This is a genomic window from Salmonella enterica subsp. diarizonae (genome assembly GCF_008692785.1).
In the GTDB taxonomy this organism is placed as follows: domain Bacteria; phylum Pseudomonadota; class Gammaproteobacteria; order Enterobacterales; family Enterobacteriaceae; genus Salmonella; species Salmonella diarizonae.
Window position 1 is genome coordinate 210,868 of sequence record NZ_VXJV01000007.1, and the last position, 13,576, is coordinate 224,443.

11 protein-coding genes and 1 tRNA gene are annotated in these 13,576 nt (G+C 49.7%); 6 read left to right on the forward strand and 6 right to left on the reverse strand.

From position 1 onward, the window contains the following. Window positions 1–46: 46 nt before the first annotated feature. Window positions 47–118 carry a membrane protein YpdK gene (gene ypdK, locus F4V72_RS16055; protein ID WP_010723117.1) on the reverse strand — a complete coding sequence of 24 codons (72 nt, stop codon included), beginning with the start codon at window positions 116–118 and terminating at the stop codon, window positions 47–49. 402 nt (window positions 119–520) lie between these two features. Then, window positions 521–1,441, reverse strand: a complete 921-nt coding sequence (gene lpxP / locus F4V72_RS16060; protein WP_023247455.1) for a kdo(2)-lipid IV(A) palmitoleoyltransferase — start codon at window positions 1,439–1,441, stop codon at window positions 521–523. Window positions 1,442–2,067: 626 nt separating this feature from the next. On the opposite strand from lpxP, the gene F4V72_RS16065 reads away from it, so the two are divergent. Beyond that, complete coding sequence (locus tag F4V72_RS16065) at window positions 2,068–2,310, forward strand: YfdY family protein (protein ID WP_000639887.1); 243 nt, start codon at window positions 2,068–2,070, stop codon at window positions 2,308–2,310. Between the two features lie 69 nt (window positions 2,311–2,379). Here the strand turns inward: F4V72_RS16065 and pgtP are convergent, their stop codons facing one another. Beyond that, on the reverse strand, window positions 2,380–3,771 hold the full coding sequence (gene pgtP, locus F4V72_RS16070; protein ID WP_023247457.1) for a phosphoglycerate transporter PgtP: 1,392 nt from the start codon (window positions 3,769–3,771) through the stop codon (window positions 2,380–2,382). Between the two features lie 436 nt (window positions 3,772–4,207). On the opposite strand from pgtP, the gene pgtC reads away from it, so the two are divergent. The 4 genes from pgtC to pgtE all read left to right on the forward strand — a co-directional run bounded on the left by pgtC (window position 4,208) and on the right by pgtE (window position 9,847). Beyond that, window positions 4,208–5,401 (forward strand): phosphoglycerate transport regulator PgtC, encoded by a 1,194-nt coding sequence (pgtC, locus tag F4V72_RS16075; protein WP_023247458.1) that lies wholly within the window; start codon window positions 4,208–4,210, stop codon window positions 5,399–5,401. Further along, complete coding sequence (gene pgtB, locus F4V72_RS16080; RefSeq protein WP_023247459.1) at window positions 5,398–7,404, forward strand: two-component system sensor histidine kinase PgtB; 2,007 nt, start codon at window positions 5,398–5,400, stop codon at window positions 7,402–7,404. The genes pgtC and pgtB overlap by 4 nt, the downstream gene beginning before the upstream one ends. Then, the gene (pgtA, locus tag F4V72_RS16085) at window positions 7,394–8,641 is read left to right on the forward strand and encodes a two-component system response regulator PgtA (RefSeq protein ID WP_053530024.1); all 1,248 of its coding nucleotides are present in this window, start codon (window positions 7,394–7,396) and stop codon (window positions 8,639–8,641) included. Before pgtB ends, pgtA begins: the two co-directional genes overlap by 11 nt. Before the next feature lie 267 nt (window positions 8,642–8,908). Further along, on the forward strand, window positions 8,909–9,847 hold the full coding sequence (gene pgtE, locus F4V72_RS16090; RefSeq protein WP_136058161.1) for an omptin family outer membrane protease PgtE: 939 nt from the start codon (window positions 8,909–8,911) through the stop codon (window positions 9,845–9,847). 155 nt (window positions 9,848–10,002) lie between these two features. On the opposite strand, the gene F4V72_RS16095 is transcribed toward pgtE, so the two are convergent. Continuing rightward, window positions 10,003–10,077, reverse strand: a tRNA-Arg gene (locus F4V72_RS16095). A gap of 81 nt (window positions 10,078–10,158) precedes the next feature. After that, window positions 10,159–11,094 (reverse strand): formate/nitrite transporter family protein, encoded by a 936-nt coding sequence (locus F4V72_RS16100; protein ID WP_023247462.1) that lies wholly within the window; start codon window positions 11,092–11,094, stop codon window positions 10,159–10,161. A gap of 289 nt (window positions 11,095–11,383) precedes the next feature. Here F4V72_RS16100 and mlaA point away from each other — a divergent pair, with 289 nt between their 5' ends. Further along, window positions 11,384–12,139 carry a phospholipid-binding lipoprotein MlaA gene (gene mlaA, locus F4V72_RS16105; RefSeq protein WP_023247463.1) on the forward strand — a complete coding sequence of 252 codons (756 nt, stop codon included), beginning with the start codon at window positions 11,384–11,386 and terminating at the stop codon, window positions 12,137–12,139. A 60-nt stretch (window positions 12,140–12,199) separates the two neighbouring features. Here the strand turns inward: mlaA and fadL are convergent, their stop codons facing one another. Further along, window positions 12,200–13,507, reverse strand: a complete 1,308-nt coding sequence (gene fadL / locus F4V72_RS16110; protein WP_023247464.1) for a long-chain fatty acid transporter FadL — start codon at window positions 13,505–13,507, stop codon at window positions 12,200–12,202. Window positions 13,508–13,576: the final 69 nt, after the last annotated feature.

A 13,576-nucleotide genomic window follows, 5' to 3' on the forward strand; every position in this document is an offset into this window, starting at 1 on the left:
CGCAAACAGGAGCCTCATGGCTCCTGTTTTTCTCTGCATTGTACTTTTAAATCATCAGGGCGAAAGTACCGGCCCAAACGATGACCATAAATGAAATGCCCATAAAGAAATATTTCACGTTTCATCTCTCCGCGTACCTGTCGTACGCCTAAATGAACTTACACTTACCTGATTATAGAGAGTTGACACCGGACAATACGAAATTGAGAATTATTCGTGTTTCGACTGCCTGCATCACCTCAGAATTCTGCGCGCCATCGCTCCAGACGGCGCTAATGTACGCCTAAAAATGAGGTGAGACAAGAGGCATTTTCTTATTTACTTTTAGTAACTTACAGGTGTCGTGAATCGGCGACAGTTTGATTTCTGACAGTGATAAATCGCTATTGAGCGAAGCTGCCAACACATTAAAAAACCTCCTGTAAACAGGAGGCTTATCGCTAAAAGCAGGAATGAATAATTTACGGAATGAATATTATGGCAATGCGAAATGACAAAATAAAAGGCCTTGCGGCCTTTTTCAGATATAGAGTGACGCTTCTCCTCGCGGGCGAGTCTTGAAACGGCGATGAATCCAGAGATATTGCTCCGGGGCGCGCATGATCTCTTTCTCAATAATTTTATTCATATAGGCAGCGGCCTGGTTTTCATCTGCCGGGTAACCTTCCATTTCAGGGGTAATATACAGACGATAACCCGAGTTATCGGTTTTTCTCACCATTGTAACGGTCAACATGGCGGCGCCAGACAACCTTGACAGTACATAGGTGCCGTTGGTGGTGGCGACGTTTTCAACCGCGAAAAACGGCGCAAAGGAGCTACCTTTAGGACCGTAGTCCTGGTCGGGAGCAAACCAAACGGCTTCCCCTTTTTTCAGCGCGCCCACAATGCCGCGTAGGTTGTTTCTGCCGATCATCGCTTTATTTGAGCGCATACGACCGCGCGTCTGCACCCACTCCATGAGCGGATTGTTATGCGGACGATAGGTGGCCATCATCGGTTGACAGAGACCCATCACCCGGCCTCCCAACTCCAGCGACATAAAATGCACGCCAACGACCATTACGCCGCGATTTTGCGCCTGCGCGCGGGTAAGGTTGTCCAGCCCGTCCACGTCAAACCATTTTCGAACCCGGCTGTCAGGCCAGAACCAGGCCATGCCCGTTTCAAGCAACGCCATGCCAAGCGAGTGGAAATTCTCGGCGATCAGTTTTTCCCTTTCTTCCCGGGAGAGTGTCGGAAAACAGAGTTCAATATTTTTCTGGGCGATCGACTCACGCCGCTTCAGGAAGGGGCGCGCCAGCTTACCGGTGCGGGTGCCCAGAAAACGCAAAACCGGGTAGGGAAGTTGCACCAGTAACCAGAGGACAGCGAGGCCAAACCACGTCAGCCAGTAGCGCGGATGCAAAAACGCGCGTGAAAATTTGCTTTGAGGAAACATAAAATACCTTCTGTAGATACGAAAACAATGTATCGCAGAAGAGTCATTATCCACAGCGGTACACTCTGAAATACACGTCATCTTTCAAGCTGCCACTGTGTTGGCTGCTGAGTCACTCGTCTCATCCATGAGACTCGCCTTTAAGGGCCGTCGCTGTGTGACGTTCAAATCTGTTCCGATAGATTTGTCGCCCACCTGAATCACTTACTTGAGTAAGCTCATCGGGATGGGTTCGCTTGCCGCAACTTGAATGATTTTGTGTATAGTTAGGCCATCATGTACGACAATGGTTCCCGTAAGGAGTGTAAAACTAAGTCAGTACTAAACCACGAGGGCATGAACGCCAGGCTGGTTAATGTACCATCAGATATTTGCTGTCGCCCAGCAATTCTTTATCAAGAAGCGTAAATATTTCTCCGGTAACAAAAAAAAGCGGATAACCATTTTTAATTATTTGTTTTTAAAGTACTAATTTTATTTCGGACGAAGGTTATTGAAAATGATTAGAAAAATAAAATGTGAGATAAATGTTATGGAAATGACTTGCTAATAAGGTTTATCTTAGGAGGAATGATAGGGACCGTAAGGCTATAGGGAAGCCTTGCCACAGACAGGAGGTATTATAGATGATCTATTTATGGACATTTCTTGCTATAAGTATACTTGCCGTGAGTTGCTATATTGGTCAGGTGATGGGGGCTTTTTCTGCGGTTTCTTCTTTTACTGGAATGGTTATCCTTGCCGCACTGATTTATTTACTCAATGTATGGCTGCAAGATGGCGATGAAATCGTTAGCGGACTATTGCTCTTTCTCGCACCGGCATGTGGGTTAATCATTCGCTTTATGGTGGGATACGGCAAGCGTTAGCATACATAGTGTCAGTGAATAGATAGCGCCGATAACGTCGGCGCCTCTTTCCCCGGGAAGGCTAATCGTTTATTGTGCGTCCGCAAGCTGCAGCGAGTCCTGATTATGTAACGCATTCTGGCGCTGCCGTTCCAGTTCCAGCGCACCGCGATGGGAAAGATAACAGAATAGAATGCAGCATACGATACCGCCCATCAGAAGGTAAAATCCGCCGTACCAGCCAAGCCTGTCCACCATCACGCCAAACAGGCTGGTGCCCAACGAGGCGCCGAAAATATAGCTCATGAACCCACGTAATCCGACGGCGGAACCTACGGCAAAGCTGGGGACTATCTCCATCGTCTGTACGGACGCGAGGAACTGCGGGACGTAAATCAGGCAACCTACAATGGCGGCGAAAATCGTTACCATCAGCAAAGATTCACTTTTCCAGTATCCGATCAGACAGACAAAAATCAGCGCCATGCAAATCATGGCTAATGGCATTCTGCGGCCTTTAAACAGTTTATCTGACAGCCAACCCGCCAGTAGCGTGGAGGGAATCGCCGCCCACTCGAAAAAGAGAAACGCGACGCTCATCTGTTCTTTCGAAAAATGTTTTACCGTTAACAGATAGATAGGCAGCCAGCTAATCATGCCAAACCGCACCATATAGACGAAGACATCCACTAGCGAAATATACCAGGCATTTTTATTGCGCAGTACATAAGTACAGAAGATTTGCCATGCGCTCATATTTTCCGGCGCTTTCGTCGTATTCTTCGTTTTCAGTACGACTTTTTCTTCCGGCATCATCTGTTCCAGTGAGGGAAGACCTTCTTCGCGCGGCGAACCTTTTCCCAATACCAGAACAATTAAGGCAAAAACGACGGCGACGCAGGCCGGAACGATATAACTGGCGCTTTGCCAGTGTTCGTTGCCCAATATCGCAAAAGCCGCACCGACGATAGGCGCGACGATCCCGCCGCCAACGTTATGCGAGATATTCCAGAAGGCGCCTACGCGTCCGCGCTCCCGACGAGGGAACCAGTTTGCAATGGTAATAAAAGAGGGGCCGACGCCCATGCCCTGAAAAAGGCCATTGAAGACCACCAGAGCGGCAAATATCCAGAATGCGCTACTGAACCCCAGTCCGACGTTAACAATCGCGCAGAGTACCAGACCGCACGCCATGAAGACTTTCGGGCTGGCTTTATCCGCCAGACTGCTCATCACGCCTTTACTGATTCCGTAAGCAATAAGCATACAGCTACTTAGCAGGCCAATTTGCGTAGCGCTAAGATCCAGTTGCTCTTTTAAATAAGGCGTCGATAATGTGAAATTGTTTCTGACTATATAGTAAGCAAGATATCCCAGAAATACGCTTAACAATGCCTGCATACGATATCGACCATACGTAGCCTGGACTTTTTCCGGTGGGACTTTATGCGCCGATTGTCCTGTTTTTAATATTGTTAACATGGAGTCACCTGTATTTTATAGTGAGATGAACATCAGGAGGTTTTGTCGGTAGAGTGAAAGGAATGACAATAAAATTCAAGTCGAGAAAATGTGTCAAAATTGACTCAATTAAGTGAATTTAAAGGTTATTTTTGACCCATCTTAAAGAGTGAGGTGATACTTTAATTATCGGCATAACCGCTTTAATCGTTATCCTGTGCGGATATTAACAAATTTGCTGCCAGTGATCTGATACGCTTTATTGATGTTTTCGGGTAACGGCCCCGTTATTATTCAAATAACGCTGTTCTGAATGCCAACAGAAATAAAAGGGTAAGTTTTGTCTCAACGTTTTCTTTATGTGATATCGATATTTATGAACGGGATCACAAATCGACTTTTCTCATGCTGTGGTCGTTTCGCCAGAGTGGGTGGTTTTACGCTGTGGCTGGCGGCGATGTTCGGTTCTTGCCAGGCGCACAGCCGCGAGCTGGTGATGGCAACGACCTTTTCACCCAGTGCGACCGCCTGGATTATCCAGCGTTGGCAGACGGAGCCGGGTTCCGTCATGATTCGTACGCTCAACCGCACCAGCGGTTCTTTAGAACAATTACTTGATACGGCGAATGCGGAAAATGTCGATCTGATCCTGACGTCATCCCCCATGCTGTTGCAACACCTTCAGGAGCACCAAAAGCTGGCGCTATTTGATAGCGCTCCTGCCGCCAGCCAGAAGCTGGTGCCGCGTTCTATCCGCTCAACTTCAGTGGCGGTAGCGGTGTCCGGTTTTGGACTATTGCTCAACCGTTCAGCGCTCGCTGCGCGCCATCTTCCGCCGCCTGCTGACTGGCAGGATATGAGCCTGCCCAGTTACCAGGGCGCTCTATTAATGAGCAGTCCGTCGCGCTCAGACACAAATCATTTGATGGTAGAGTCGCTGTTGCAGCAAAAAGGTTGGACGGTAGGATGGGCGACGCTGCTGGCAATCTCGGGCAATCTGGTCACGATTTCCTCCCGCAGTTTCGGCGTAGCGGATAAAATCAAAAGCGGGCTTGGCGTTGCCGGGCCGGTCATTGATAACTATGCTAATTTGCTACTCAACGACCCTAATCTCGCTTTTACCTATTTCCCGCATTCTGCGGTGTCGCCCACTTACGTCGCGGTGCTGAAAAACAGCCGTCACGCAGACGAAGCGCGTGCTTTTATTCATTACTTATTAAGCCCAAAAGGGCAAAGGATACTGGCTGACGCGAATACCGGTAAGTATCCAGTCACACCGCTTAGCGCCGAGAATCCTCGCGCCGCGCAACAACAGCGTTTGATGGCCCAGCCGCCGCTGAACTACCGTCTGATCCTGAAGCGTCAGCAACTGGTACAACGCATGTTTGATACAGCGATCAGTTTTCGTCTTGCGCAGCTTAAAGATGCATGGCGAGCGTTGCACAGCGCAGAAACGCGGCTTAAACGCCCCTTACCTGAAATCAGAGCCTTATTGACCAGCATCCCGGTAGATGCGGCAAGCAGTGAAGATGAAATCTGGCTGGCGCAGTTCGATAATAAAAGCTTTGCCGAACAACAGATGATGGAATGGCAGATCTGGTTTCTGAACAATCAGCGGCTGGCGATTCACAAACTGGAAGAGCTGAAATGAAGGGGAGATTGTTCCAACGGCTTCGTCAGCTCAGTATCAGCAACAGTTTACGGGGCGCGTTTTTAATTGGCGCATTACTAACGCTGATTGTCAGTATGGTCAGCCTTTACTCCTGGCATGAGCAAAGTTCGCAGGTTCGTTATTCGCTTGATGAATATTTTCCTCGCATCCATTCCGCGTTTTTAATTGAGGGGAACCTGAATCTGGCCGTGGATCAACTCAATGAATTTTTGTTGGCGCCGAACACGACGGTACGTTTGCAGTTGCGTACTCAGATTATTCAGCATCTGGACAAGATTGACCGTCTCAGTCAGGGGCTTCAGCCCGCTGAGCGTCGGCAACTGGCCGTCATTTTACAGGATAGCCGGACCTTGCTGGCGGAGCTGGACAACGCTCTCTACAACATGTTTTTGGTGCGGGAGAAAGTCAGTGAGCTTTCCGCTCGCATTGACTGGCTCCATGATGATTTCACCACGGAGCTAAATTCGCTGGTGCAGGATTTTACCTGGCAGCAAGGGACGCTGCTCGATCAAATTGAAGCGAATCAGGGCGACGCAGCGCAGTACTTGCAACGTTCGCGCGAGGTGCAGAACGAGCAGCAGCAGGTATATACCCTGGCGCGAATTGAAAATCAGATTGTTGATGACCTACGCGACAGATTGAATGAGCTCAAGTCCGGCAATAATGACGGGGTGCTGGTGGAGACCCATATTCGCTATCTGGAAAATCTAAAAAAAACGGCGGATGAGAATATTCGCGCGCTGGATGACTGGCCCAGTACGATCACGCTGCGGCAAACCATCGACGAACTATTGGAAATCGGGATGGTAAAAAATAAGATGCCCGATACCATGCGCGATTATGTTGCGGCGCAAAAAGCATTACTGGACGCCAGCCGCGCCAGAGAGGCTACGCTAGGGCGCTTTCGCACGCTGCTTGAGGCGCAGTTGGGCAGTAGTCACCAGCAAATGCAGACGTTCAATCAACGCCTGGAGCAGATTGTCCGCGTTAGCGGCGGGCTTATTTTAGTAGCGACGCTCCTGGCGTTGCTACTGGCCTGGGGACTGAACCACTATTTTATCCGTTCCCGGCTGGTAAAGCGTTTTACCGCGCTTAACCAGGCTGTGGTACAGATAGGGCTGGGGAGAATCGACTCGACTATCCCGGTTTACGGGCGCGATGAGTTAGGGCGGATAGCTCGTCTGCTACGCCATACGCTGGGCCAGCTCAATGCGCAACGCAGGCAGCTTGAACAAGAGGTCGCCGAGCGCAAAGAGATAGAAGCCGACCTACGCGCCATGCAGGATGAATTGATTCAGACGGCGAAACTGGCGGTAGTCGGCCAGACCATGACCACGCTGGCGCATGAAATTAACCAGCCGCTGAATGCGCTTTCAATGTATTTATTTACGGCGGGACGCGCGATTGAACAAGGTCAGAGCGGACAGGCGAGAAATACGCTCACCAAAGCGGAAGGGCTAATTAACCGGATTGACGCCATTATCCGTTCGTTGCGGCAGTTTAGCCGCCGGGCGGAGCTGGAGACGCCGTTGTATCCGGTTGAGCTGCGCCAAACCTTTGCGGCGGCATGGGAGTTATTAGCCATGCGCCACCAGTCCCGGCAGGGAGCGCTTTCGCTGCCAACAGATACCGTATGGGTTAGCGGCGATGAAGTGCGTATTCAGCAGGTTCTGGTGAATGTGCTGGCGAATGCGCTTGATGCCTGTCCGCATGATGCGGCGATCGCGGTGACGTGGCAAACGCAGGAAGATGCGCTGGAGGTTTATATTGCAGATAATGGCCCAGGCTGGCCTGTGGCGCTGTTGCCCTCTTTACTCAAGCCATTTACCACCAGTAAAGATGTCGGGTTGGGTATTGGACTGTCGATTAGCGTGTCGCTGATGGCGCAAATGAAGGGCGACCTGCGTCTGGCGTCGACGCTGACGCGTAACGCTTGCGTGGTGCTGCAATTCTCAGTAACGGATGTCGATGATGTTGAATGATGAATGTTCTATTTTGCTGATTGATGATGACGTTGATGTGCTTGACGCCTATACCCAAATGCTTGAACAGGCAGGCTACCGCGTGCGTGGCTTTACCCATCCTTTCGAGGCCAAAGAGTGGGTAAAAGCAGATTGGGAGGGGATCGTTTTGAGCGATGTGTGTATGCCGGGTTGTTCCGGTATCGATCTTATGACGCTGTTTCATCAGGATGACGATCAACTGCCAATCTTATTGATTACCGGGCATGGCGATGTACCGATGGCGGTTGATGCGGTGAAAAAGGGCGCCTGGGATTTTCTGCAAAAACCCGTCGATCCGGGCAAGCTGTTGATATTAATTGAAGACGCGCTACGCCAGCGTCGGTCAGTCATTGCACGGCGGCAATATTGCCAGCAGACGTTACAGGTTGAACTGATTGGGCGCAGCGAGTGGATGAATCAGTTTCGACAACGGTTACAACAGTTGGCGGAAACAGACATTGCCGTATGGTTTTACGGTGAGCATGGTACTGGACGTATGACTGGCGCCCGTTATCTCCATCAACTGGGGCGTAACGCGGAAGGTCCGTTTGTGCGCTATGAACTCACGCCGGAGAATGCCGCGCAGTTGGAGACATTCATTGACCAGGCGCAAGGAGGTACGCTGGTGTTGAGTCATCCTGAATATCTGACGCGAGAACAGCAGCACCATCTGGCGCGTTTACAAAGCCTGGAACATCGGCCTTTTCGTCTGGTGGGCGTTGGCAGCGCTTCGCTGGTGGAGCAGGCGGCAGCTAACCAGATTGCGGCCGAGCTTTATTACTGTTTCGCCATGACCCAAATCGCTTGCCAGTCTCTTTCTCAGCGACCGGATGATATCGAGCCGTTATTTCGCCATTATCTTCGAAAAGCCTGTCTGCGACTCAATCATCCAGTGCCGGAAATCGCGGGGGAATTACTGAAAGGAATAATGCGACGCGCCTGGCCAAGCAATGTGCGCGAACTGGCCAATGCGGCGGAGCTTTTTGCTGTCGGCGTGCTGCCACTGGCGGAAACGATCAATCCGAAGTTGCTTCTTCAGGAGCCGACCCCGCTTGACCGGCGCGTTGAAGAGTATGAGCGACAAATTATTACCGAAGCGTTAAATATTCATCAGGGACGAATTAATGAAGTAGCTGAATACCTGCAAATTCCCCGTAAAAAACTTTATCTGCGCATGAAAAAATATGGTCTAAGTAAAGAACATTATAAATTCTGACAACACAGTTGCGTTTAATCTGACTGGCAACATCAGCAGCGATGTCGTTAGCCAGATAACGCTGCATCACCGTACTGCTAAGTCATCCCATCGTTATTATAGATTCCTTATTATTCACCTGAGCATCGAATTCTATTTCTTAACTTCAATATAAGGTAAAAATGCGTCAAGTTCTCTGGCGGAACAAATGTACTCTTGTCCAACGATTTGACAAGATGAAAACTTCATCACCTCTCCAGATTACATCTGAATATGAGGACAAGAGAAATGAAAAAACATGTTATTGCAGTAATGATGATCGCCATATTTTCTGAGTCGGCTTATGCGGAGTCTACTTTATTTATTCCGGACTTCTCTCCTGATAGCGTCACGACATCCCTTTCCGCGGGAGTGTTAAATGGTAAATCCAGGGAGCTGGTTTATGATACCGACACCGGGCGGAAGCTAAGTCAACTGGACTGGAAAATAAAAAATGTCGCCATTCTACAGGGGGATTTATCATGGGAACCCTATTCGTTCATGACGCTGGACGCCCGCGGCTGGACGTCTTTGGCATCGGGGGCAGGTCATATGGTTGACCATGACTGGATGAGCAGCGAGCAGTCAGGCTGGACCGATCGTTCAATTCATCCGGACACCAGCGTCAACCATGCCAATGAATACGATTTGAACGCGAAAGGTTGGTTATTGCAGGGCGATAACTATAAGGCGGGTGTAACAGCGGGCTATCAGGAAACCCGTTTTAGCTGGACGGCAAGAGGCGGGTCTTATATTTATGATAATGGTCGATATATTGGTAACTTTCCTCGTGGCGAGCGCGGAATAGGTTATAGCCAGCGTTTCGAAATGCCCTATATCGGGCTGGCGGGTAATTATCGTATTAATGAATTCGAGTGTAATGTACTGTTTAAATACAGCGACTGGGTACATGCGCATGATAATGATGAACACTACATGCGCAAACTTACTTTCCGTGAAAAAACGGAGAATTCACGATATTATGGCGCCTCTATAAACGCCGGATATTATATTACCAGTAATGCAAAAATCTTTGCCGAGTTCGCTTATAGTAAATATGAAGTAGGCAAGGGCGGTACACAAATCATAGATAAAACTAGCGGTGATACGGCGTATTTTGGTGGCGATGCCGCAGGTATCGCTAATAATAACTATACGGTTACCGCGGGGCTGCAGTACCGCTTCTAGACCACATCGGGAGGTCATCGGTCAAAACAGGCCGATGACGACTTTTTGCTGAATATATGGCATGTCCGGTGACATTACATGGGGCAATAAAAGTAACATGAGAGGAGAACTGCTCGAAACGTTATGCAGCAATAAGAAAATCCCCTGGACATCAATGGCGTCCCCTGCAGGAATCGAACCTGCAACTAGCCCTTAGGAGGGGCTCGTTATATCCATTTAACTAAGGGGACAACGCGGCGCCAGTATAGCGTTTTTTATTCGCCGGAGTAAGTGTAGCGCCGCCTGACTGGTTAAACCGTCGCCACTCAGCGCTATTTTTCCGCTTTTTTCCGCTCCCGCTCCAGGCGTTCACCGCGCAGCCTCGCTTCTTCCTTACGCTTATTGCTCATATCGTTGCGAATCTGCGCGTGGCTCATCAATGCGAAAATAAAGGTGCCACCGCAGATATTTCCGGCAAGTGTGGGGAGGGCGAAGGGCCAGAGAAAGTCGCTCCAGGGCAGCGTGCCGTTGAAAACTAAATACAAAATTTCAACGGAACCGACGACAATATGGGTGGTATCGCCCAGCGCGATAAGCCAGGTCATCAAAATAATGACCACAATCTTTGCCCCGCCTGCAGCAGGAAACATCCATACCATTGTGGCGATGATCCAGCCAGAGATAATTGCGTTGGCAAACATCTCCGTTGGGCTATTTTTCATGACCTCCATTCCAATTTTGACAAAGGCGTCGCGGGTCTCTTCATCAAATATAGGCATATATTCAAAAGCCCACGCCGCAACCCCGGTGCCTATAAGGTTGCCCAATAAGACTACGCCCCATAAGCGCATCAGCAGGCCAACGTTACTCAGGGTGGGATTTTGCATTACCGGCAATACGGCGGTAACGGTATTTTCAGTGAATAATTGCTGGCGGGCCATGATGACAATGATAAAACCAAAAGTGTAGCCGAGATTTTCCAGTAAAAAACCGCCGGGAACGCCTTCAAGCTGCACGTGGAAAATTCCTTTCGCCAGTAGTGATGCCCCCATAGAAAGTCCTGCGGCAATGGCTGACCACAGCAAAGCCATCGCATCTCGTTCCATCTCTTTTTCACCATCCTGGCGAATATGTTCATGAATCGCCATGGCGCGGGAAGGAAGACGATCTTCATCCACTTCAATCTCTTTACCGCTTTGTTTTTCTTCGCTTTCAACTTCCAAATCACTGCTGTGCTGGTTAATTTTATCGTCGTTAAGGCTATCCATGATGATCCCTGATGATTAACACGTATTAATAAAGCGTAGCGGTTTTTCATTTACCCAAGCCGGGACATTCTCCGAAAAAATAAAAATGATCACGCCCGTTTTTATCTGTTTCGTTAGAATGGGACCGTCACGTTGTTGACGTTACCAGGCTATGCTCAGAGCAATGAGATCGCGCATATAGACATCGTTTGACGTGCTGTTAAAATCGCTCACACCTAAACAGGCGGATACGGTAGCGTTCCGTCATGGATGGCAATCAGCGATAGCCATAATTCACAGGGAGACATCTATGAAGCTTCGCCTGTCGGCGCTGGCGCTGGGAACCACACTGCTGATCGGGTGTGCGAGTTCCGGTACAGAACAGCAGGGGCGTTCAGACCCATTTGAAGGGTTTAACCGCACCATGTACAACTTCAACTTTAATGTGCTGGACCCGTATGTTGTTCGGCCGGTCGCGGTTGCCTGGCGTGATTATGTTCCACAGCCTGCGCGTAACGGTTTAAGTAATTTCACCGGCAACCTCGAAGAACCGGCGATCATGGTGAACTATTTCCTGCAGGGCGATCCTTATCAGGGTATGGTGCATTTCACCCGTTTCTTCCTGAACACCTTATTAGGGATGGGCGGCTTTATTGACGTCGCGGGAATGGCGAATCCTAAACTGCAGCGCGTTGAACCGCATCGTTTTGGCAGTACGCTGGGCCATTATGGCGTGGGGTATGGGCCTTATGTGCAACTTCCGTTCTACGGTAGCTTTACGCTGCGTGAAGATGGCGGGGATATGGCGGATACCTTGTATCCGGTGCTCTCGTGGTTGACCTGGCCAATGTCCATAGGAAAATGGACTATCGAAGGGATAGAAACCCGCGCGCAGTTGCTGGATTCCGATGGTTTGCTGCGCCAGTCTTCCGATCCTTATATTATGGTGCGCGAGGCGTACTTCCAGCGTCATGACTTTATCGCCAATGGCGGGAAACTCAAGCCGCAGGAAAACCCGAACGCGCAGGCGATTCAGGACGAACTCAAAGAGATCGACTCGGAATAAACGGCTGCAAATAAAAAGGTGAGCGCAATGCTCACCTTTTTGATCCGTTTCAGGAAGAGATTAGAACGCGTAGTTAAAGTTAGTACCGAATAGCCAGGCTTTCCCTTCAGATTCAAACTGATAAGGGCCTTCATTAATTTTCACACTCTGACCATGCATATAAGAGACGCCAACGTCGACAGACGCATCTTTATTAAAGGCGTAAGTCGTACCGGCGCTCAGCCAGAAACGGTCCTGGTCCGGAATAGAGATAGAACGGTTTTGCGCTGGTACCGGGCTGTCATCGAAGGCGATACCGGTACGGAACGTCCAGTTGTCGTCGTAGTAATAGGTGGTGCCCAAAGCGATACGGTAAGCATCCTTGAAGCCTTCATGCTTCTCGAATAACGTCTGGCCGCTGGTTGACTTGGCCTTCAGTTCCTGGAACTGACTCCAGCTGGTATAGGCGAGGCTGTAGTGAATCGCCCATTGCGGCGCCACGCGGTTATAACCGGAGACTTCCCACATTTCCGGTAGATTGAGCGTCAGGTAGCCTGACTGCGTCGCGCCGCCGGTTGCCGTTGGGATGGGCAGGTTATATCGGTTAATACCAATGGGAAGATCGCTGCTGTAGTTGCCTTTAAAGTCAATTTTGACTTCCGAGCGGTAGGTCAGAGCGTAGCGGTTATTTTTATCCAGTTCATAAAGGATACCGGCATTCCAGCCAAAGCCCCACTGATTACCGTTCAGGTGGGCAATCTTGGTGTCGCTGGTAATCTGACTTGCGACCGGCGCCAGCGCCGGATTCTGCGCCGCGACCAACTGGCCTAAATCGCCTGCATAACGTTCGATTTTCGCGCGCGCGTATACCGCATCAAAACCGAGACCGAAGCTCCAGGCCTCATTTAAGCGATAAGCGCCGCTTAAATTCAGGTTCATGGTTTGAAGATCTGTCGTACCGCCAACCGAGCCGCCGGCATATGTATCGTTAAACTCTGTCGCCAGACCATAGTTAGAGGTAATAGAAGCCCCCCAGCCAAACTGATCGTTAATCGGGGCGACAAAATGGACATTTGGCACCCAAGCCGTCGGCGCGATGTTATCTGCATCTAACGTCCGACGAGATGGTGACGTCCCGCTAATATTAACATCGGGATCAATATAAACCGCGCCCGCTGAAAATGTTGGGCGGTCAAACATGGTAATTAACGCCGGATTGCGGCTAACGTTACCCGCATCATCTGCGATTGCGCCTTCTCCCGAATAGGCCCGGCCAAGGCCAGAGGAAGAAAATTCGTTTAACTGAAAGCCTGCAGACCAGGCCTGGGTGGAGATGATTGCCACTGCGACTGCGATAGCAGACTTTGTAAACAGGGTTTTCTGGCTCATGACCATAACCTCATTGATTATTTTTATACAAACTATGTTACATGCTGTAACAGGAGCGCGAAGTGTAGG

Bases quoted from the DNA above. Each gene is read 5' to 3' on its own strand.
- fadL (WP_023247464.1), bottom strand. From the start codon at position 13,507: ATGAGCCAGAAAACCCTGTTTACAAAGTCTGCTATCGCAGTCGCAGTG.
- pgtP (WP_023247457.1), bottom strand. From the start codon at position 3,771: ATGTTAACAATATTAAAAACAGGACAATCGGCGCATAAAGTCCCACCG.
- F4V72_RS16065 (WP_000639887.1), top strand. From the start codon at position 2,068: ATGATCTATTTATGGACATTTCTTGCTATAAGTATACTTGCCGTGAGT.
- pgtC (WP_023247458.1), top strand. From the start codon at position 4,208: ATGTTCGGTTCTTGCCAGGCGCACAGCCGCGAGCTGGTGATGGCAACG.
- F4V72_RS16100 (WP_023247462.1), bottom strand. From the start codon at position 11,094: ATGGATAGCCTTAACGACGATAAAATTAACCAGCACAGCAGTGATTTG.
- pgtA (WP_053530024.1), top strand. From the start codon at position 7,394: ATGTTGAATGATGAATGTTCTATTTTGCTGATTGATGATGACGTTGAT.
- pgtE (WP_136058161.1), top strand. From the start codon at position 8,909: ATGAAAAAACATGTTATTGCAGTAATGATGATCGCCATATTTTCTGAG.
- pgtB (WP_023247459.1), top strand. From the start codon at position 5,398: ATGAAGGGGAGATTGTTCCAACGGCTTCGTCAGCTCAGTATCAGCAAC.
- lpxP (WP_023247455.1), bottom strand. From the start codon at position 1,441: ATGTTTCCTCAAAGCAAATTTTCACGCGCGTTTTTGCATCCGCGCTAC.
- mlaA (WP_023247463.1), top strand. From the start codon at position 11,384: ATGAAGCTTCGCCTGTCGGCGCTGGCGCTGGGAACCACACTGCTGATC.